This window comes from Streptomyces sp. A2-16, from assembly GCF_018128905.1.
Lineage (GTDB): Bacteria > Actinomycetota > Actinomycetes > Streptomycetales > Streptomycetaceae > Streptomyces.
In genome coordinates this window covers 4397482-4417965 of sequence record NZ_CP063808.1, presented here as the reverse complement: position 1 = coordinate 4417965, position 20484 = coordinate 4397482, and the positions used below count along the sequence as shown (strand labels likewise).

Sequence of the window (20484 nt, the reverse complement as noted above, 5' to 3'; positions counted from 1 at the left end):
TCGAGCGGTGTGCGCCCCTGAGGCGTTCATGCTGTTGTACGGCTCTGATGAAAAACTGTCAATGGCGCCGACCTGCTTTGATGAATTACTTGCAGACCCCTGTCGGATCGGCGGACACCCTTGTTACGGTGACCCGGCACCGAGGTGACGCCCCACTCGCGGACCAGCCGCACCTCGCGACAACACCTGAGAACGTGCCGAGCCGGCGACCGCCTCCCCGCGATGTCCCGCAGCTCCTCCAGCGCGCGTTCGCTCCAGAGCCGAAGGAGACGAGATGTCGGGACCCAGCGCAGGACCCTCCGTATGAGCACCGGACACAGCGCCGAGTACGACTACGTCGTCGTCGGCGCCGGCACGGCCGGCTGCGTCCTCGCCGCGCGCCTGTCCGCGGACCCCGGGACACGGGTGCTGCTGATCGAGGCCGGCCCGCCCGCGGACCGCGGTCTGCTCGTTCAACTCCCCCTCGGGGTCGGGCTGCTGTCAGGACGCAGGGACATCGGCTGGGGTTACGAGTCGGAGCCCGAGCCGGGCCTGAACGGCAGGCGTATCCCGGTCCCGCGCGGCCGACTGGTCGGCGGCACCGGATCGATCAACGGCTCGACCCATGTCCGCGCGCACCGCCTCGACTACGACGACTGGGTCAAGTCCGGTGCGACGGGCTGGGGTTGGGATGACCTGCTGCCGTACTTCCGCCGCTCGGAGAGCAGCTGGCGCGGGGACACCGAGCACCACGGCGGGTACGGCCCCGTCACCGTGTCGACCACCGTCCGGCGAGGTCCCTTCGGCCGCCGTCTGGACCGCGCCGCCCGATCGCTGGGCATCGGGTTCCCCGACGACACCCAGAGCGGGGACCCCACCGGAGCAGGCCAGGTCGAGAACGCCATCCACCGCGGGCGACGGCACAGCACCGCCGCCGCGTACCTGCGCCCCGCGCTGCGGCGACGCCCCGGCCTCGCCCTGCTCACCGGGGTGCTGGTGGACACGCTCGTGCTCGACCGGGGACGCGTGACGGGCGTCCGTGTCGTGAAGGGCGGACAGAGCCGGGTGATCCGGGCGGCCCGCGAGGTCGTGGTCTGCGCGGGTGTCTACAACTCGCCGCAGCTGCTGATGCGTTCGGGCATCGGACCGGCGGATCACCTGCGCGAGCACGGCATCGAACCGGTGGCGGACCTGGCCGGCGTCGGCGCCAACCTCCAGGACCACCCGGCGGCTCCCGTGCTGTTCGACGTCAGGGATCCGGTGACCTTCCACGAGCACCTGCGCGTCGACCGCGCGGCGGTGGGCGCGCTCCGCTGGCTGCTCACGGGGAACGGTCCGCTGGCCGGGATGCCCGAGTTCCTCTCGGCGTACATTCGCACCCGCCCCGACCTGGACCGTCCCGACGGGTTCCTCGGCATCCTGGCCGGCGGTTTCGACGCCCGGCCGTGGTTCCCCGGCATCCGGCCGCTGAAGGACCGGCACTGCGTGGCCCTCAACGCCGTCGCGACCCCCCGCAGCCGCGGCGAGGTCAGGCTGGGCTCCGCCGACCCGGCCGCCCCGCCGCGGATCACGTTCAACCTGCTCACCGAGCCGGAGGACGTCGCCGCGCTGCGGGAGACCGTGCGCACCACGCTGGCCCTCCTGCGCAGCCCGGAGGTCTCCCCGATGATCCGGGCGGAGCTCGCACCGGGCTCCGACGTGCGCACCGACGCCGACTTCGAGCGCTATCTGCGCGAGACCGGTTACTCCGCCAACCACGCCTGCGGCACGTGCGCCATCGGAACCTCCGAGAGCGCCGTCGTCGACCCCGAGCTGCGGGTGCGCGGCATCGACGGACTGCGTGTCGTCGACGCGTCGGTGCTGCCGACCGTGCCCGGCGCGAACATCAACGCCACCGTCATCGCCGTGGCGGAGAAGGCCTCGGACCTGATCCGCGGGATCCCGGCAGCCTCCGGTGCCCCGCTCCAGGAGAGGACCGCCGGATGAGGGAACCGCTGTCGTACGCCATCGCGCACAAGGCGGCCGAGACCGCGCTGGACGCGGCCCGGGCCGAGGGGGCGCGGATCTGCGTGGCGGTCGTCAACCGCAGCGGCATCACCAAGGTGCTGCTCAGCGACGACGGAGTCGGCCCCATGGGGATCGAGACCGCGCGCCGCAAGGCCTACACCGCCGCCGTCACCGGCGTGCCGACCTCGCAGTTCGCCGCTTTCGCCGCGTCACCCGCGATGGCGGTCGCGCCCGTGCACCACGTCGACGCCGGCCTCCTCGCCGTGCCGGGCGGGGTGCCCATCACCGTGGACGACGGCGAGGTCATCGGTGCCGTCGGCGTCGGCGGAGCCGACGCCGAGACCGACGAACGACTCGCCTCCCGCGCCCTGGAAGGCCTGAAGGACCTGACCGCGTGAGCGCCTCCGCCACGCGTGACACCGAAGGAGAACGACCGTGATCGAGGACTTCCTCGTCGTCGAGGGCGTGGCCCACAACTACAACTTCCGGCCCGAGAACTGCGTCAACCCGCACATCGGGGCGGCCATCGGCGAGCATCTCTACGGCCTGCACAAGCGGGTCAGCGGCCCCGAGTACACCCTGGCACGCTCCACCTACATGCAGGGTGCGGGCGCGGACATCATCGGCCGGGCCCTGCTCGCGGAGAGCCAGACCGACGTGATCGCCTATCACGAGACGCCGATCTACGGCCATTTCCGGGACGGGGGCTCGGCGCTGGGCGTCGGCCTGGAGATGCGCGAGAAGTGGCCGGAGCGCGTGCTGATCTACGGCGCGGTGTCCCCGCTGCGCCCCGGCGCCCTGGACCGGGTGGACGAGCTGGTGGAGAAGCACCGGGTCAACGCCCTCAAGCTCTATCCGATCGATGTCGTCGAGGGCCGGGTGACCGCGCTGGACATGGGTGACCCGGAGATCTGCTTCCCGCTGCTGGAGCGGGCCCGGCAGCACGGTCTGAAGGTCGTGGCCATCCACAAGGCCCTCCCGGTCGGGCCCGGGCCGACCTCCGCCCTCGGGATGAGCGACGTGGAAGCCGCCGCGCTGGCCTTCCCCGACCTCACCTTCGAAGTCGTCCACGGCGGCATGGCCTTCGTCGAGGAGACGGCCCTTCAGCTGGAGTCCTTCCGCAACATATGGGTCAACCTGGAGGCCACGTCCTTCATGGCGGTCTACGCGCCCCGCCGCTTCGCCCAGGCGATGGGTGCCTTCCTCCAGGCCGGTGCCGCCGAGCGGATCATCTGGGCGACCGGCTGCGACGCCGTCCACCCCCGGCCGGCGATCGAGGCGTTCTGGAACTTCGAGATGCCCCGTGACCTGATCGAGGAGTACGGGCTGCCCGAACTCACCAAGGAGATCAAGGCCGACATCCTCGGCCGCAACTTCCTGCGGATGCACGGCATCGACGAGAAGGACCTCCGCGCGCGCATCCGCGGCGACGAGTTCGACACCACCGAACTCCAACAGCCGTGGGGCGGACGCGTCGCCCCGGTCGACGACGTACTGGCCGGTGCCCGATGACGGTCACGGAAACCCAGGTCCGCGCGACGCTCAACGAGATCCTCGATCCGTGCAGCATCACCGCGGGAGTCCCCGCCGGACTCGACGACATGGGACTCGTCGGTGACGTTCGCGTACAGGACGACGGCGCCGGCGGCCAGCGCATCGCGGTCACCGTCGGCGTGACCGAGCCGAGCTGCGTGCTCATCGGCTCGTTCGCGACCGAGGCCCAGGTCCGGCTCACCGCTCTGCCCGGTGTCTCCGCAGTGGACGTACGGCTGGCGGACGACTTCGACTGGACCCCGGACAGGCTCGCACCGCACTACCGGCAACGGCTCGACGAACACCGTGCACACAAGCGTCGCACCCTCCCCCTTCTCGCCATGGCCAGGACAGGACCAGCCGTTGACCAGTGAGACCTCACAGCAGCCGCACACCTTCGACCCGACGGCCGTGGCGGCGAACAACGCCGCGGTCATGGGCCGCTTCATGGAAGGGCTCAGCCGGGCACCGCTCCCGCCCGAGAGGGTCGACCCGACGTCCGTCCGGGTGGTGCGCGACATCTCCTACGGCGCGGCACCGGGCGCGGACCTGCGGATGGATCTGTACCTGCCGACGTCGTCCGCGCCGGCCCCCACCCCCGTGATCGTATGGCTGCCGGGTGGCGGCTGGCGGCATCAACGCCGGGGCTACGGACCCCACTTGCCCAGGCTCTTCGCCGAACGCGGATACGCCATGGCGGACATCGAGTACCGCTCCTCCGAGGTCGACGTCTGGCCCGCGCAACTGCACGACGTCCAGGACGCGTTGGACCACCTGCACGCCCTTGCGGGCACCTACGGCCTGGACCCGGCGTCGATCGGCCTGTGGGGCAGCTCGTCCGGCGCGCACCTCGCACTGCTCACGGCCTTCGCCACCGACGCCGACGGTTCCCCCCGCGTGCCCGGCGTACGCGCGGTGGTGGCGGGCTATCCCCCGACCGACCTGCTCCGGCTCAATGAGGACGCGCTGCCCGGTGGAATGCTGGGCGTGGACCCCTCCGATCCGGCGTGGGGTCTGCTGGGCGGCCCGCCGTCGGACCGGGCCGCCGCCGCGGTCGAGGCCAGCCCGGTCCGGCAGGCCCACCCGCGGGTGCCGCCCGTGCTGCTCCTGCACGGCGACGCCGACCTGCTCATCGGCCCGGCCCAGAGCCGCCGCCTCCACGACACCCTGGTCGCCGCGGGCGCCGAATCCCATCTGCTGCTGGTGCACGGCGCCGACCACGGCCTCCTCAACACCGGCGCCTGGGAACTGAACCCCATGACGGCGACGGTACGATCCTCACGCTTCCCGGACGCCGAGCGCTCCGTGCGGCTGACCCCCCAGCTGATCGAGCGCTTCTTCGACCGCCATCTGCGAACGGACCCTTGGAACGCCTGACCCGCCACGGCGCTACGACGACGGCATCGGCCGCGCTCCGCCGCCCCCTCCGTGACTCGCCTCCGTGACTGCACCTGGCTGCCGGAATCCGGGGCGGGCGCTGCGGCCCGCCCCGGATTCCGGCAGGTTCAGGAGGCCGGGCCGCAGTTCAGTCCGGCGAGGTTGATCGTTCCGCGCTGCACCTTCGCTTCGTGCGGCTCGGCGAAACCGGCGTCAGTGATGTAGAGCCGGTTTCCGCGTACCGCGACGGAGGTGGGTGAAGCGAGGCCGTCCGAGGCGGTCAGGACGGTCTCGGTGGCCCCGTCGGGGTGGACGACCGCGACCTGGTTGAGGCCGTTCTGCGCGGCGAACACCACGTCGGAGCGGTCGTTGAGAAAGTTGAAGTCGTCAACGCCGGGGAGGCCGTTGGTCACGGTGTGGATCCGGCCCGGGGCTCCGCTGGCGGTGACGGGGATCCGCAGCAGGGTGCCCTTCGCGAGGTTGGAGACCCAGACGGCGCCTCTGTGGAAGCGAAGCCCGTTCGCGCCGAACGGGACGGACGGGTCGGGCGCGAGGGCGGGGTCGGTCAGCCAGGCGGTCGCCTTTCCGCCGGATGTCGGGACGGCCCAGACAGTGCCCTTGTTGCTGTCGGCCACGTACAGGGTGCGCCCGGCAGGGTCGAGGGCCAGGCCGTTGGGGAGTCCGTCGGTGGGCAGAGCGGCGACGCGGCGAGGGGCGCCGCCCGGAGGCAGCTCCCATACGCCGGCCCGGGAGGCGTCATCAGAGACCACGTTGTAATAGGTGGTGCCGTCACGGTCGCGCGCGATGCCGCTGAAGGCGTCGCCCGGCTGCCCCGCCACGATCACCGTGCTGCGCCCGGACGGGTCGATCCGCAACAGTGCGGGGCGCTCGCCCGCCGCAGTGTGCCCGCCCAGAGTGGAGACGGTCAGCGAATTGTCCGGGTTGACAATGAAGTTCTCCGGGGAGTCGCCCGCGGTGAAGTCGAGTGCGGCGAGAGTTCTCACGTCGGCGACGACCGGCTTGGCTGACTCCTGATGTGTCACTGCGGAGGCGTACGGCGCCGAGGCGAGGACGGCCGCCGCCGCGATCAACGCCGCAAGTCCTGACCGGTGCTTCAGAAGGGTTGCCGTAGGGACTGCTGTGGAGATTTCCATATGGCTCATCGCACTTTTCTCGGAAGGGCGCGGATGCGGCTGCACGGGAAGGGAGACATGAAAGGATGGGGCTGCCTGGGACCGGGCGGGATGCATGGTCAGTCCTGGGTGGCGGGGAGAGGCAGGAGTCGCCGGTAGGCGGGGACGGCGACGGCGGCGACAACGACGTGCATGACCATCAAGGCGATGACAGCACCCCAACTGGTGCCGGTCCGGCTGTCGGAAATGCCGACCATGATGTCCGGGACCAGGCTGACGATCAGGACGACGGGCACGAGCGTGCGCAACAGCCGGGCCGGGCGTGCCGAGCGTGCGCGAATGATCGCCCAGGCGGCAGCGGCGGCCAGAGCGCCGAAAACGGTGAGGGGGGCGTAGGCGGAGAGCTGGAGGGGCTGGAAGTCGTCCGAGGCGCCGGCGGCGTGGGCTATCGCGGCGACGATGGCGTTGACGGCGACGGCGACGGCAGCGGTGCCGATCAGACCGCCGGTGACGACGAGGGCGCCGGGGCGCGCCGGGCGGGTGGCGAGCTGGTGGCTCATGGTGATTCTCCGGATTCGGGTGGGGAGGAGACGGAGGAACGGAGTCGGGTCAGCCGGCGATGACGACAGAACGACGGCTGGTGGTCGTGTCGTTGAGCGCGGTGAGCATCCATGCGGCGACGTCGGCGCGGCTGATGGTGTCGCCCATGCGCAGGGTGGCCGACCCGGGCAGCAGCTTGGTGACACCTGTGGCGGGGCCGTTGGTGAGGCGGACGGCGTGGACGAGGGTGTAGTCGAGGTCGCTGGCGCGCAGCGCGTCCTCGGCGGCCGCTTTGTCCTTGACCATGGCGCCCATGGCCGTGCTGGACATGAGCTTGGCGGGCGCGCTCAGACGCTCGCGCAGCACGGCGAAGGAGGAAAGCTCCACGAACCGGGTGACGCCGGTGGTGGTGGCACCGGATATGACGGCGCGTGTGGCGTCGGTGATGACGGTTCCGCCGGTGGCGCCGAGCGTGCTGACCACCGCGCCGACGCCCGTCATGGCCTGCGTGACGTCACCGGCGTCGGTGGCCTGCCCCGCAACCACCTCGAGACCGGGTCGGGCATCCAGCTTCCGGGGTGAGCGGACGAGCGCGCGCACGGTGTGGCCCGCGGCCAGGGCCTGGTCGACGACGAGGCGCCCGGTGGCACCGGTGGCACCGAGTACAAGCAGCTTCACGGGAGGACTCCTCAAGGGTTCGATGCTGCACGGAAACCCCGGGCAGTGACTTCAAGCGTTAACTCAAAACTAGCGACAATGACTTCAAGCTTCAAGTGAATGCGAGGCGGATTCACTTCAAGCGTGAAGCATCGGTACAGTGGAGGGCATGACGAACACCCCGGCTGACGAGGCTCCCCGCTGGCTTGACGAGGAGGAACGCCGGGCCTGGCTCGGCCTGGTCGGCATCATGCGGCGGCTGGAACACGGGCTCGACACGCAACTGCGCGAGGAAGGGCTGACGCACTTCGAGTACGGGGTGATGGCAGCGCTGTCGGAGTCGCCGCAACGGGAACTGCGCATGAGCGCGCTCGCCTCGTACGCCGAGGGCTCGCTTTCCCGCCTCTCCCAGGTCGTGGCCCGCCTCGAACGCAAGGGATACGTCCACCGCCGCCCTGATCCGGCCGACGGCCGGTACACCCTGGCCACGCTGACCGACGAGGGATACGAGAAGATCGTCAGCGCCGCTCCTGGCCACGTCGCCGAAGTGCGCCGCCTGGTGTTCGACCCGTTGACCAAGGCGCAGGTCAAACAGCTCTCCACCATCGGCCGGCGCATCCTGCACGCCCTCGACCCCGACCACAGCGACGACGACCGCGACTGAGCCCTTCACACCGGCCGGGCACCCACCCGTGGGCTCAGGAGCGCCGCCTGCCCGGCGTCGGCGCGCCTCTCGAAGCGCACACACAGACAAGCCGGCTCGCGCGCCCGGCTGCTGCCGCTTCTCGCTACCGCGGGGCCGGTGTCGCATCGGAGTCCCGACCGGCGATCCACAACCGGCTCCGACCAGAAGCGACGGGGAGTCGACCCCTCATGCGACAAGCGCGAGTCGTGATCGCCGCCGCGTCCGGCCTGGGCGTGAGTCCGACACAAACGCTTCGGCCGCGAACTCCAGCTCGCCCTTCCGAGGGAGCACAGTCGTCGCATCGGCTCGGGTCCGGTCGGCTCGGGTCGGGTCCGGTCGGGTCGGCTCGGGTCGGGTCCGGTCGGCTCGGGTCGGCTCGGGTCGGCTCGGGTCCGGTCGGGTCGACGTTCCCGGGAGCGCCGGGCACACCATGCGAGGTCACACGGACCTGCACCCAGGGATCAGCCACACCCAGGGGTCGCGACGACGGCACCGATGCACCCACCCGCCGCACCGACCGGAGGGCAGGCGCAGACAGCGACCTACGCGACGATCTTCGCGACGGAATCGCGAGCCTGCTGCGCGATGCGGTCGTCCGTGACGTCGTCCGCCCCGCCCACGCCGATCGCGCCGATGACCTCCCCGTCGGCCGTCATGATCGGCACGCCGCCCGCGACCGGCAGAAGGTTGGCGTCGACCAGGTGGGGAGGTGCCACCTGCATCTGCGGGGACGCGGCGAATGCCGCGAACTTGGCCGTGGGGACACCGCTCACGGCCGATGTGTAGGCCTTGCGTCGCGCGGTCTCCACGCCGAGGAGGCCGACACCGTCGTCGCTGAGGAGGACCTTCGTGACGCCACTTCGGTTGACCACGACAGCACACACCTGGTGCCCGTCGGCCCTTCCCGCTTCAAGAGCGGCAAGTGCGGCGCCGTGCGCGATCTCGTAGCTGAGCGGCTCTCGCATGGAGCGGGTCCTTTCCTCGACGACCGGGCGCCCAGTATGCCGACGCCCGACGTAAATGTGAAGCGATCCTCGCATTCACATCACGGACCCGGAGCTACTGCGCCGACGCGCCGAGGAGGTACAGGCAGGCGACGCTCACGAGCTCGTCGGTGAGCTGACGCCACGTCAGCGGCCGGTCGGACTCGAACAGTTCGCCGTACAGCACGCGGTTCTGGCAGGTGCCGTAGATCAACCGGTAGACGACGTCCAGGCGCAGCTCCGGCTCCGGCGCGTCGATCATCGGCACGATCGGCTCCAGGAACTGCCGGAAGACACGGTTGGCGTCCATGGCGGCCTCGGACCCGACCCGGGCCACGGCGGTATCGGTGGCACCCGCGGCCAGGAAGACGCGCATCAGGCGCTCGTGGACTTGATACGTCTCGGTGAGCCCGGTGACCGCCGAGGTGACCAGTGCGGTCGGATCCGTTCGCAGCGGAGCGAAACGGTGGATGATGTCGGCGCGAAACTGGTCGATCATGTCGTGCTGCAGCGCCGCGAGCAGGCGGTCCTTGTCGCCGAACCGCCGATAGACGCTGCCCACCGAAACGCCCGCCCGAGAAGCGACGGCGGCGACAGTGAGCGCCTCGGTACCGCCCTCTTCCAGGAGGGCCGTCCCCGCCTCGAGGATCCGCTGCTGGGTGAGCCGGCTGCGCGCCTGCTGCGCCGGGGGCAGATCGAGTGTCGGTTCGGTAGTCACCGTCCCAGCCTAAAGGCAGCCAGGGGCCATACGCCCCGGGCATGGACGGCACCACGCCCTACCGGCCCGCGTCCGCCATCAGGCCATCTCTCCCGGCCCGAGGGAGCACCTGGACATGACCCTTGACGCACAACCGAGTGAAATGCGAATGTGAATTAACAATCCTATTTGAGGCTGCACATGGTGGTGCCCTCGCAGGTGACCTCCCCCCTGCTCTGCGCGCCACCGGTTGTGCGCCCGAGCCGCACGGGAGACAGCACGATGACCACCACTTCAGACGTCGACACCGGCACGGCCTACGGCCGCCCGAAGCCCTCGTACAACGCCCGCCTGCGCGAAGTCGGGCCCGGTACACCCATGGGCGAGGCGCTGCGCCGCTACTGGCACCCCGTCGCCAGCTCCGAGACGCTCGTTGCCGGTGCCCTGCCCCAGAAGACCCGCGTCCTGGGCGAGGACCTGGTCGTGTTCCGGGACGGGCAGGGCAACCCCGGTGTCGTGATCGAGCGCTGCACGCACCGCGGCGCCAGCCTCTTCTACGGCCGCGTGGAGGACGACGGCATCCGCTGCTGCTACCACGGCTGGAAGTTCGACGTCCAGGGCCACTGCATCGAGCAGGCGTGCGAACCGGGCCTGGGACGCAGGCGCGACGCCGCCCGTCAGCCGTGGTACCCCGTCGCAGAGCGCTACGGCCTGGTCTTCGTCTACATGGGTCCGCCCGAGCTCAAGCCCGAACTCCCCCGCTACGACGCGCTGGAGAACCCGGCGGAGGACGAGAAGTACTTCGCCAGCTGGCCGGTCCCGCACGCCGCGGTCCTCGGCATGCCGACGGACTTCAGCTGGCTCAACATCTACGAGAACTCCGCCGACCCGACGCACGTCACCTGGCTCCACTCCACCCACAGCGGGTACCAGATGCTGGGCACCGGCACCTTCGGCTACCCCGAGAACTTCTTCGACCCGGCCACCATCGCCGAGCGCCTGACCTACGAGCGCACCGACCACGGTCTGAAGTACACCCAGCGGTTCGAGATGGAGGGCGAGGACGGCGAGGTCACCGAGTACGGCTTCGCGGTCGATCAACACCTGCCCAACGTCTTCGGCCTGCCGGACTACGTGAAGCCCACGCCCGACGGGCGGCCGGACCAGTTGCTGTGGGTCGTGCCCTCCGATGACACCAGCCACCGGCTCTTCTTCTCGATCCGCACGAACGATCCCGAGCGCATGGTCCGCTTCGTCATCGGCATCACGCAGAACGGCAAGCAGAACCACGAGCTGACCGACGAGGAGCGTCAGAGGTTCCCGGGTGACACGGAGGCACAGGGCTCGCAGGGAGCGATCACCCTGGACTCCGAGGAGACCCTGGCCACCGGAGACCGCGGCGTCGTCATGCTGCGTCGCATGCTTCTCGCGATGGCCGACGACGTCGAGGCCGGGCGCGACCCGATCAACATCGTCCGCGACGCGTCGGAGGTCCACCGCGTCGAGACCGGCCTCTTCACCCTCGGCAGGCGCCCGGCGGGCGACGACGCCGTGGCCGCCGCGGTCTGAGCGAGAACGATGAACAACGAGTGGCTCGACACGATCGTGGTCGCCCGGCGCGACGCGACCAGCCGAATCGTGGTGCTCGACCTGGTCAGGCCCGACGACGGTGAGCTCCCGGAGTTCGCCGCCGGCGCTCATGTCGACGTACTCGTGGACGGTGCGTCCGGGCTGATCCGGCAGTACTCCCTGTGCGGGCCGCCGCAGGACCGCACCCGATACCGGCTGGCCGTGCTGGCCGAGGCGGCGTCGCGCGGCGGCTCTCTGGGGATGCACCGGCTCCGTGAGGGCGACCGGCTGCGGATCTCGCGTCCGCGCAACAGGTTCGGTGTCTCGGACGAGGCCCGCCGTCATCTGCTGGTGGCCGGCGGCATCGGCGTCACTCCCCTGCTGGCGATGGCGCACGCACTCGAAGCCAGGGGCGCGGAGTACGAGTTGCACTACTGCGGCCGGAGCCGGGCGGATTCGGCGTTCGTCGAGGAGCTGGAGAACAACCCCCGCGTGCGGCTCCACTTCGACGACGGCCCGGACGAGCAGCGCTTCAGCGTCGCCGGCGACATCGGCCCGCCCGACCCCGGGGCGGCGATCTACGTGTGCGGTCCCGGGGGCTTCATGGACTTCGTGATCTCCTCCGCACGCGGAGCGGGATGGCCCGCCGAAGCGATCCACAAGGAGCGCTTCGCACCCGTGGAGGACACCGCAGCACACACGGCCGGCGGAGCCTTCACCGTGCGGCTCGCCAAGTCCGGGCACGAGTACGAGATCAAGGACGGCGAGAGCGTCCTCGACGTCCTGCTCGCGGCCGGCGTCGACGCCCCCTACTCCTGCCAGCAGGGAATCTGCGGCGAGTGCATCGTGCGTGTACTCGCCGGAGAACCCGACCACCGCGACGACATCCTGACCGACCGTGAGCGCGCCGACGGCATGTTCACCACGTGCTCCTCGCGAGCACACTCACCGATTCTGGAGCTGGACCTATGACGACAACGACGTCCACCGCAACCACCGGGACCATCGAGGCGATCGAGCAGGCCGAGGCCGCGTGGCTCGCGGCGCTCACCGAGAGCGAAGAAGCGATCGCCTCTCTCATGCTGGAGGACAGCCGCGCCGTCCACGGCCCCGTCGGAAAGATCGACGACGGAAGGGCCTTCGCCCATTTCACCTGGACCCGCCGCCGCCACGTGTTCGCCAAGGCGGAGGAACTCAGCATCACGGTCCGTGGCACCACGGCGATCACCACGTGTCTCCAGGAGATGCACATCATCTTCGACGAGAACCTCCCGCCGTTCCCGGTCCAGGAGACGGTGACGCGCGTCTGGGAGGAGACCTCCGAGGGCTGGCGCCTGGCGCACCTGCACCAGTCCAAGCGGATGCCGCCGGTCTGAGGCCCGGGAGGGCCGACCAGGTCACCCCCACTCCGCTGTTCGATGAACGGACAAGAGGCTTCAGCCCGGGCCATCGGCCCCAGAGAGTTCGACACGAAGAGTTCGCGCGGCGATCGCCGCTGTCGTGAAGGTGAGGCAACACATGTCAGCCACTGAGACCGAGGCACCCACGTCCGGTGCGGTCCGGACCAGCGATCTCCTCATCGCGGGCGAGCACGTCGCGGCCAGGGACGGCCGCTATTTCGAGACGACCGAGGCCCTGACCGGTGAACCGATCGCGCGGGTCGCGGCGGCCTCCGTCGAGGACGTCAACCTCGCGGTGGACGCGGCGGCGGCCGCGCTTGCGGAGTGGTCGAGCCTCCCGCCGGCCGCACGCCGGTCGGTTCTGGAGCGTGCGGCCGTCCTGCTGGCCGAGCGCACCGACGAGATCGTGGCCACGATGAGCCGCGAGATGGGGGCCACCCTCCCCTGGTGCGGCTTCAACGTGCATGTCGCGAAAGGCATGTTCGTCGAGGCGGCCGCCCAGGCGTACGCGGCCGTCGGCGAGGTCATCCCGTCCGACGTGCCCGGCCTCACCGCCCTCGGCGTACGTCAGCCGGTCGGTGTCGTCGTCGGCATCGCACCGTGGAACGCACCGCTGATCCTCGGCGTACGGGCCATCGTGTGGCCGCTGGTGTGGGGAAACACCGTGGTCCTGAAGTCCTCCGAGCAGACGCCGCTCACCCAGGCCGCCATCGTGCAGGTACTGCACGACGCCGGCGTGCCCGCCGGAGCGGTCAACCTCATCAGCAACGCGCCCCAGGACGGCCCGAGCGTCGTCGAGGCGCTGATCGCCCACCCGGCCGTGACCCGTGTGAACTTCACGGGATCCAGCAAGGTCGGTCGCATCATCGGCGAGCTCGGCGGTCGCCACCTGACCCGTGTGGTCCTCGAACTCGGTGGCAAGGCGCCCTTCCTGGTGCTTCCCGACGCCGATCTGGAGGAGGCCGCGGCCGCGGCCAGTTTCGGTGCCTTCATGAACCAGGGCGAGATCTGCATGTCGACGGAGCGCGTCATCGTGGACAGGACGGTCGCCGACGAGCTCTGCTCCCGTCTGGCCGAGCGTGCCGCCAAGCTCGTCGTCGGACCGCCGAGCGATCCCTCCTCACAGATCGGTCCGCTGGTCCACACGGCCGCCCGGGACCACGTGGTCGCGTTGATCGAGGACGCCCGCGCCAAGGGCGCCCAGGTCCTGACCGGTGGCACGGCCGACGGCCTGTTCGTGCAGCCCACCGTGCTGCGCGGGGTCACTCCGGACATGCGCGTCTACAGCGAGGAGTCCTTCGGACCTGTGGTCTCGATCATCGAGGTCGATTCGACCGACGAGGCCGTCGCGGTCGCCAACGACACCGAGTACGGACTCTCCGCCGCGGTCTTCGGCAAGGACGCGGCCGCCGCACTCGACGTGGCCCGCCGGATCAGGTCCGGCATCTGCCACATCAACGGCGCCACCGTGCACGACGAACCCCAGATGCCCTTCGGCGGTGTCGGCGCCAGCGGCTGGGGCCGGTTCGGATCCCGCGCCGCGCTGGAGGAGTTCACCGAGTTGCGCTGGATCACCATCCAGTCGGGATCCCGCCACTACCCCATCTGAGGATGCGACGAGGTCGGTGGGGTGCGCGTGACTGCTGTGCATCCCACCTGCGGCCTGGGCTCCCCCGGCTGTGGTTCCTTGCCGCGGCTTTCAGCCCTGCGGTGGGAGCGGCATGGCTGGCGGACGCCCGGGAGACGAAAACCTCCCTACAACTCGACCGGGAACTGGAGGAGTTCTTCCGGTCTCTCTGATGAGACCCCTGTGCCGGGGATCTCCGCCCCTCAAAGGAGTCAACAATGTCGCAGAGCGACAAGGATCGCCACGAGATCCGGCAGCTCGTGGAGAACTGGGCGCTGTGGCGCGACGCCGGGGACTGGGATCGCTTCGCCACGGTCTGGCATCCGCGTGACGGCTGGATGAGCGCCACATGGTTCCAGGGAAGTGCCACCGACTTCATCAAGGCCAGTCGTGAGGGCTTCGAGAACGGGGTCAGCATCCTCCACTTCCTGGGCGGCCACACCGCGGACATCGTCGGCGACCGGGCCGTCGCCCAGACGAAGATGACGATCAATCAGCGCGCGGGCATCGACGGCGTCGAGGTCGATGTCGTCTGCACCGGCCGCTTCTACGACTTCCTCTCCCGCCACCAGGGGCGCTGGACCCTGGTGCGCCGGCAGCCGATCTACGAGAAGGACCGGCTCGACGTCGTAGATCCCGCCGCCTCGTTGCCGTTGGATTCCGAACTGCTGGACCGGTTCCCGGTCGGCTACCGGCATCTGGCCTATCTCCAGACCAAGGCGGGCTTCACGGTGAGGGACGGGCTCCCCGGCCTCACCGGTCCAGCAGTCGAACAGCTCTACTCGGAAGGCAAGCAATGGCTGGCGGGAGCCTGATGAAGTTCACCCACGCAACCCTCCCCCAGCGGGTGGTGTTCGCGGCCGGGGAGTCGCCCGCCGCCGTGGCCGCGGAGGTCGAGGCGCTCGGCGGTGCCAAGGTCATGCTCATCGCGTCGGACCGCGAGAAGGAGCTGGCCGACCCGATCGCGAAGGAGATCCCGGTCGTCCTGCGTCACGAGGAGGTCGTGATGCACGTACCGGTCGACGTCGCGGCACGCGCCCTCCAGGCCGCGGCCGGAGCGGGCGCGGACATCCTGGTCAGCGTCGGCGGCGGCTCGACAACGGGTCTGGCCAAGGCGGTGGCGTTGACCACCGGGCTGCCGATCGTCGCGGTACCCACCACGTACGCCGGCTCCGAGGCGACCAACGTATGGGGCCTGACCGAACGCGAGACCAAGACCACCGGCGTGGACGACAAGGTGCTGCCCGCCTCGGTCGTCTACGACGCCGGTCTGCTGACCACGCTGCCCGGCGAGATGACCGTGGCCAGCGGCCTGAACGCGATGGCGCACTGCGTGGACTCGATGTGGGCGCCGCGTGCCGATCCGATCGACCGGGCGTTGGCGCAGGAGGGCATCCGCGCACTCGCGACCGGGCTACCGGCGGTGGCCGAGGACTCGACGAGCGTCGAGGGCATCGAGCAGACGCTGTACGGCGCCTACCTCGCCGCGGTCGCGTTCGCCTCGGCCGGCTCCGGGATGCATCACAAGATCTGCCACGTCCTCGGCGGCATGTTCAACCTCCCGCACGCTCAGACCCACGCCGTCGTGCTGCCCTACGTGCTGGCCTTCAACGCCCGGCACGCTCCGGAGGCGGAGGCGCGGATCGCCCAGGCCCTCGGCACGGTCTTCCGTACCCGGACCGCGAACGGCGGTCTCGCCGCCCTGCGCCGGGTGCTGGACGCACCGAGGGCGCTGCGCGACTACGGCATGCCCGGGGACGGCATCGCCAAAGCGCTGGGGCCGATCACTCAGGCGATCCCCGACAACAACCCGGCCCCCGTCACCGACGAGAACCTGACCGCGCTGCTGAAGGCGGCGTGGGCCGGCGACCCGATCAACTGAAAGAGGCCGTCATGGCTACCTACGTCAACCCCGGTTCGGCCCAGGCCCACGGCACCGTCTACCGCGAGGTGTCGCCGGAGCAGCAGGCGGTCGAGCAGCAGCTCGTCGACAACGTCGTGGCCTCCTTCGACGCCTGCCAGGACCCACGGCTGCAGGAACTCATGACCTCCCTGGTCAAGCACCTGCACTCCTTCATCCGCGAGGTCCGGCTGACCGAGGAGGAGTGGGGGACGGCAATCGACTTCCTCACCAAGGCAGGCCACATCACCGACGAGGTCCGGCAGGAGTTCATCCTGCTGTCCGACACCCTCGGCGCGAGCATGCAGACGATCAACGTCAACAACCAGGCGTACAAGGGCGCCACCGAGGCGACCGTCTTCGGGCCGTTCTTCGTCGAGGACTCCCCGGCCATCGAGCTCGGCGACGACCTGGCCTTCGGCGCCCCCGGCGAGCCCTGCTGGGTCGAGGGCACCGTCACCGACACCGACGGCACCCCGCTCGCCGGCGCGCGGATCGAGGTCTGGGAGGCCGACGAGGACGGGCTCTACGACGTGCAGTACGAGGCCGACAAGCGGGCCGGCCGGGCGCACCTCTTCTCCGCGGCCGACGGCGGCTACCGCTTCTGGGGCCTCACCCCGACGCCGTACCCCATCCCGAACGACGGACCCGTCGGCAAGATGCTCGACGCGGTCGGCCGCTCACCGCTGCGCGCCAGCCACCTGCACTTCATGGTGTCCCACGAGGGGGCACGCACGCTGGTGACGCACATCTTCCCCGAGGGCGACCCGATCGGCCGCAAGGACACCGTGTTCGGCGTGAAGGACTCCCTGATCAAGCGGTTCGAGCGGCAGCCCGCAGGCACGCCCACGCCTGACGGCCGCGTCATCGACGGCACGTGGAGCCGGGTGCGCTTCGACATCGTGCTCGCCCCCAAGGGCGTATGACCTGCCTGCCAACGCTTCCCGTCTCCCAGGGCCTCGGCCCTGGGAGACGGTCCGTCTGTGACGGGGGCTCGGTAGCACTCGAACCACGAGTACGCCCTGCCCACGGTGGACACCTCCGGGACCCTGACCCTCCACGGCGGTAGCGGTCCACGGGCAACGACGGCGAACGCTGCGGACGACCAGTCGTCCGCAGCGTTCGTTCGGCCTTCGACGGGAGTCAGGCCGGCAGCAGTTCCGCGAAGTCGCGCAGAGGTCGCGACCCGTCCCAGTCGACTGATGCCCGCCAGGCGCCGGTGAAGATCTCTCGCGTGATCTCGCTGTCCTGGACCAGCTCGATCATCCCCGGGGCGTCCTCACCGGCGTCCAGGAAGTAGACGTCACCTCCTGGGGTCACATCGTGAAAGCGCACCGCCGATCCGCCCGCCTCACGGCGTTCGACCTCTTCCCTGACGTTCGGCACGGCCTTGGCGACGTGGTGGAAGCCGTAGCCGTGACGTTCGTAGGCGTCCTTGTAGATGGACGGCTGGTCGTCGAGGGTCTGGACGAGTTCGACCATCGTGTGCCCCGAGAAGGCGAGGGCGAGGGCGAACTCGGCCTTCCCCGGCTCACCGCGGTAGGTGGAGCCCTCGCCGCCGATCCTCTCGTTCATGAACCAAGGCCCGACGCCCAGTTCGTCGGTCCACCAGCGCACCCCGGCAGCGAGGTCGGGGACCGTGTACGCGACCTGGATGATGGCGTCGGTCGGCTGGCCGAAGGGAAACTCCATGGTGGTTGTCCTCACTCGGGTTCCGAGGCGCGACTGGCGATCGGCGACGTCCGTCGCCGCTATGTCGGCGGGCGGGTGAAGCCGGTGGCGCCGCCGTCCACCGGGAGGGCCGCGCCCGTGATGTAGCCGGCTTCGGAGGAGGCCAGGAAGAGCACGGCGTCGGCGAGCTCGTCCGGTTCTCCTTCTCGGAGCATGGGAGTGCTGAGCCTGACCCGCTCCCGGAAGGCGTCGGCTCCGCCTGGTGGAAGGCCCGTCGTGCGTGTGGCGATGTCGGTGTTCATGCCGCCCGGGATGACGATGTTGACCCGGATTCCCTCGCCGACGACTTCGGCGGCGAGGATGCGTGTCAGGTGTTCGAGTGCGGCCTTGCTGGTCCCGTAGGCGGCGGTTCCCGCGCCGGCCCTTCGACCGGCTGCAGAGCCGCAGAGGACGACGGCACCGCCGGGTGCGAGCAAGGGCCTGAGACCCTGCATGAGGAAGAACGAGCCCTTGACGTTGGTGTCGAACACCGTGTCCCAGGTGGCTTCGTCCATGTCGTCGAGGCGCTTGATGCCCGCCTGCCCGGCATTGAGGAACGCGGCATCGACGTGGTCGACCTGTGCGGCGACCTCCGTGACCGCGGCCCTGATGCCGGCCGGCGAGGAGAGATCGGCTGCCACGGCGATCGTGCCCTCGCCGATCAGACTGCTCGCGATCTTCAGCTGGTCGGGATCGCGCGCGATGATGACCACGCGTGCGCCCTCACGCGCGAACGCCTGTGCAGCCGCCAGTCCCAGTCCTCTGCTGCCGCCGGTGACGAGGCAGGTCTTCCCGAGGAAACGCTGACGCCGGTCCCTGACGGTCCGGTCGTGGGGTCCGGCGTCAGTCGTGTCGTTCATGGTTCTCCTTCGTGGGGGTCAGGAGTGGCGGTTCATGCGTCGATCTCGATGCCGCCGAACGGGGCTCCGCCGTTGAGGACGCGCTCCTCCGGCGGGATGGGCGCAAGGCTCACGCGCACGTCGATGCACGTCGGCCTGCGGGCCGCGAGCGCGGCCTCGATCGCCGGGCGGAGCTGGTCGAGTTCGGTGACGTCGACACCGTCCGCGCCCAGGGCTCGTGCCACGCCGCTGTAGGAGCCGTTCTGCAGGCGGTTGTTGGTGACGCGGTCCTGTCCGAAGAAGAACTGCTGGGTGTGCAGAGTGGCGCCCCAGGCCTGGTTGTTGAGGACGATCACGATGACCGGGAGTCCGGCGCGGACGAGGGTGTCGAACTCGGCGAGGCTGTAGCCGACGGCGCCGTCGCCGGTGACGAGGATGGTCGCCTTGTCGGGGGTCGCGTACTGCGCTCCTACGGCCACGCCGAAGTTGCTCCCCATCGAACTCAGGTAGCCGTGCCCGAGGTAGTGGGCCAGCGGGGCGAGGGCGATCGTCTCGGAGAGCCACAGCTCGGTCAGGGCGCCGTCGACCACCACGGTGGCGTTCTCGGGGACGCTCTCGGCGATCGTGCGGACCGCGAGGTACGGGTGGATCGCGTCGTCCCCGTGTTCCTCGGTCTCGGCGGCGAGCGCGGATCGCCGGGTGGCGGAGATGTCCCGCAGGGTCTTCAGCCAGTCGTCGCGCCCGGGGGGCACGGGGCTGTCGCCCAGGCGCTCGTTCAGCACGCCGACCGTGCCGATCGCGTCGGCCTGGATGCCGAGTTCGACGTCCTGGAGGCGGCCGAGTTCACGGCCGTCGGGGTCGATCTGGAAGATCCGTGCGCTCTTGGGGAGCAGTCGGCCCGTGCCGAACTGGGTGGCCATGCCGAAGCGCAGCCCCAGCAGCAGGACCAGGTCGGGCCGCTCGTCCTCGGGGACGGTGGCCAGGGTCTGGAGGAGACCGACGTGCCGCTCGGAGCCGACGATCGCCCCGAGACCCTCCCAGTCGGAGAAGAGGGGCACTCCGGTACGGGCGGCGAACTCGTGCAACCGGGTCCGTGCGTCGGCGGTGACGAAGGACTTGCCGACCAGCGCGATCGGCCGCTCGGCCGTGCTGAGCGCCTCAAGGATCCGATCGACACCGTCGGCGGAGGCGATGCCGCTGCCGTCGATCTCGACGCGGTAGTCCTCGGCCTCTTCGACGTCGACCTGCCGGCGCAGGACGTCCCAGGGAATGTCGAGGAGCACCGGCCCCTTGGGCTCCGACTGAGCGATCCGGATCGCCTGAGCGACCAGGCGTGGGATCAGCTCGGTACGGGTGACGCGGTGCGCGAACTTGGTCACCGGGGTTGCCATCGCCACCTGGTCGAACCCGGCCTGCTGGTCGTTGACCTGGTCCGTCTCAAGGGGCCCGGAGCCCACGACGTAGAGGACCGGTGTCCGGTCCAGATGGGCGTTGGCGACAGAGGTCAGGACGTTGGTGAAGCCGCCGCCGGCCGTGACGACGGCAACCCCCAGCTTTCCGGTGACGCGCGCATAGCCCTCGGCCGCGTGGCCCGCGTTCATCTCGTGGCGTACGTCGACGACCCGGAGCTTGGCATCCAGGGCGTCCTGGAGGATGCCGTCGATATGCGCTCCGGGCAGGCCGAAGGCGACGTTGACTCCGGCTCGCTGCAGCGTTCGCACGACGAGCCCACTACCGGTTTCGGGTGCCATGGGATTGATCCGCCCTTCTGGACGTACTCAGGGTTTCAAGAGAGATCACTGGGGACCGGGCCGTGTCTCGGGCCGTCCGCACCGGAGTCTCCGGCGT

Annotated in this window: 21 protein-coding genes; 13 read left to right on the top strand and 8 right to left on the bottom strand. The window is 70.1% G+C overall.

Going from position 1 to position 20484, the window contains the following annotated elements; translation table 11 throughout:
- The first annotated feature begins 303 nt into the window (after positions 1–303).
- Genes IOD14_RS19850 through IOD14_RS19830 form a run of 5 tightly spaced genes read left to right on the top strand, consistent with a single transcriptional unit; the run spans position 304 to position 4896 of the window.
- Complete coding sequence (locus tag IOD14_RS19850) at positions 304–1965, top strand: GMC family oxidoreductase N-terminal domain-containing protein (protein ID WP_212670950.1); 1662 nt, start codon at positions 304–306, stop codon at positions 1963–1965.
- Positions 1962–2384, top strand: coding sequence for a heme-binding protein (locus IOD14_RS19845; protein WP_212670949.1), 423 nt, complete (start codon positions 1962–1964; stop codon positions 2382–2384). The genes IOD14_RS19850 and IOD14_RS19845 overlap by 4 nt, the downstream gene beginning before the upstream one ends.
- Positions 2385–2421: 37 nt before the next feature.
- Entirely contained in the window at positions 2422–3498 is a 1077-nt protein-coding gene (locus tag IOD14_RS19840) for an amidohydrolase family protein (RefSeq protein ID WP_212670948.1), read from the top strand.
- Positions 3495–3893, top strand: a complete 399-nt coding sequence (locus IOD14_RS19835) for an iron-sulfur cluster assembly protein (protein ID WP_123993153.1) — start codon at positions 3495–3497, stop codon at positions 3891–3893. The genes IOD14_RS19840 and IOD14_RS19835 overlap by 4 nt, the downstream gene beginning before the upstream one ends.
- Positions 3883–4896, top strand: a complete 1014-nt coding sequence (locus IOD14_RS19830) for an alpha/beta hydrolase (protein WP_249125974.1) — start codon at positions 3883–3885, stop codon at positions 4894–4896. Before IOD14_RS19835 ends, IOD14_RS19830 begins: the two co-directional genes overlap by 11 nt.
- A gap of 128 nt (positions 4897–5024) precedes the next feature.
- Here the strand turns inward: IOD14_RS19830 and IOD14_RS19825 are convergent, their stop codons facing one another.
- The 3 genes from IOD14_RS19825 to IOD14_RS19815 all read right to left on the bottom strand — a co-directional run bounded on the left by IOD14_RS19825 (position 5025) and on the right by IOD14_RS19815 (position 7247).
- A complete protein-coding gene (locus IOD14_RS19825) occupies positions 5025–5987 on the bottom strand; it encodes a hypothetical protein (protein WP_249125973.1) in 963 nt (320 codons plus the stop codon).
- A 161-nt stretch (positions 5988–6148) separates the two neighbouring features.
- The gene (locus tag IOD14_RS19820; protein WP_212670947.1) at positions 6149–6589 is read right to left on the bottom strand and encodes a DUF6069 family protein; all 441 of its coding nucleotides are present in this window, start codon (positions 6587–6589) and stop codon (positions 6149–6151) included.
- A 49-nt stretch (positions 6590–6638) separates the two neighbouring features.
- On the bottom strand, positions 6639–7247 hold the full coding sequence (locus IOD14_RS19815; protein WP_212670946.1) for an NAD(P)-binding oxidoreductase: 609 nt from the start codon (positions 7245–7247) through the stop codon (positions 6639–6641).
- Positions 7248–7395: 148 nt separating this feature from the next.
- Here IOD14_RS19815 and IOD14_RS19810 point away from each other — a divergent pair, with 148 nt between their 5' ends.
- Positions 7396–7890, top strand: coding sequence for a MarR family transcriptional regulator (locus IOD14_RS19810; RefSeq protein WP_123993156.1), 495 nt, complete (start codon positions 7396–7398; stop codon positions 7888–7890).
- Positions 7891–8453: 563 nt separating this feature from the next.
- On the opposite strand, the gene IOD14_RS19805 is transcribed toward IOD14_RS19810, so the two are convergent.
- Complete coding sequence (locus IOD14_RS19805) at positions 8454–8876, bottom strand: heme-binding protein (protein ID WP_123993157.1); 423 nt, start codon at positions 8874–8876, stop codon at positions 8454–8456.
- Positions 8877–8970: 94 nt separating this feature from the next.
- On the bottom strand, positions 8971–9612 hold the full coding sequence (locus IOD14_RS19800) for a TetR/AcrR family transcriptional regulator (protein ID WP_123993158.1): 642 nt from the start codon (positions 9610–9612) through the stop codon (positions 8971–8973).
- Between the two features lie 261 nt (positions 9613–9873).
- Here IOD14_RS19800 and IOD14_RS19795 point away from each other — a divergent pair, with 261 nt between their 5' ends.
- The 7 genes from IOD14_RS19795 (at position 9874) to IOD14_RS19765 (ending at position 17013) form a co-directional block, all read left to right on the top strand.
- Entirely contained in the window at positions 9874–11160 is a 1287-nt protein-coding gene (locus tag IOD14_RS19795; RefSeq protein WP_123993159.1) for a Rieske 2Fe-2S domain-containing protein, read from the top strand.
- A 9-nt stretch (positions 11161–11169) separates the two neighbouring features.
- Positions 11170–12132, top strand: a complete 963-nt coding sequence (locus IOD14_RS19790; protein ID WP_212670945.1) for a PDR/VanB family oxidoreductase — start codon at positions 11170–11172, stop codon at positions 12130–12132.
- Positions 12129–12536 carry a nuclear transport factor 2 family protein gene (locus tag IOD14_RS19785; RefSeq protein WP_123993161.1) on the top strand — a complete coding sequence of 136 codons (408 nt, stop codon included), beginning with the start codon at positions 12129–12131 and terminating at the stop codon, positions 12534–12536. Before IOD14_RS19790 ends, IOD14_RS19785 begins: the two co-directional genes overlap by 4 nt.
- A 142-nt stretch (positions 12537–12678) precedes the next feature.
- Positions 12679–14169, top strand: coding sequence for an aldehyde dehydrogenase (locus IOD14_RS19780; protein WP_212670944.1), 1491 nt, complete (start codon positions 12679–12681; stop codon positions 14167–14169).
- 236 nt (positions 14170–14405) lie between these two features.
- Positions 14406–15002 carry a nuclear transport factor 2 family protein gene (locus IOD14_RS19775; protein ID WP_123993163.1) on the top strand — a complete coding sequence of 199 codons (597 nt, stop codon included), beginning with the start codon at positions 14406–14408 and terminating at the stop codon, positions 15000–15002.
- Positions 15002–16069: a maleylacetate reductase gene (locus tag IOD14_RS19770; RefSeq protein ID WP_123993164.1), complete on the top strand. Its 1068-nt coding sequence runs from the start codon at positions 15002–15004 to the stop codon at positions 16067–16069. The genes IOD14_RS19775 and IOD14_RS19770 overlap by 1 nt, the downstream gene beginning before the upstream one ends.
- Positions 16070–16080: 11 nt before the next feature.
- Positions 16081–17013, top strand: coding sequence for a dioxygenase (locus IOD14_RS19765; RefSeq protein WP_212670943.1), 933 nt, complete (start codon positions 16081–16083; stop codon positions 17011–17013).
- A 217-nt stretch (positions 17014–17230) separates the two neighbouring features.
- Here the strand turns inward: IOD14_RS19765 and IOD14_RS19760 are convergent, their stop codons facing one another.
- Genes IOD14_RS19760 through IOD14_RS19750 form a run of 3 tightly spaced genes read right to left on the bottom strand, consistent with a single transcriptional unit; the run spans position 17231 to position 20387 of the window.
- Positions 17231–17779 (bottom strand): VOC family protein, encoded by a 549-nt coding sequence (locus tag IOD14_RS19760; RefSeq protein ID WP_123993166.1) that lies wholly within the window; start codon positions 17777–17779, stop codon positions 17231–17233.
- Positions 17780–17838: 59 nt separating this feature from the next.
- Entirely contained in the window at positions 17839–18657 is an 819-nt protein-coding gene (locus tag IOD14_RS19755) for an SDR family oxidoreductase (protein ID WP_123993167.1), read from the bottom strand.
- 32 nt (positions 18658–18689) lie between these two features.
- Positions 18690–20387 (bottom strand): thiamine pyrophosphate-binding protein, encoded by a 1698-nt coding sequence (locus tag IOD14_RS19750; protein ID WP_123993168.1) that lies wholly within the window; start codon positions 20385–20387, stop codon positions 18690–18692.
- Between the last annotated feature and the right edge of the window lie 97 nt (positions 20388–20484).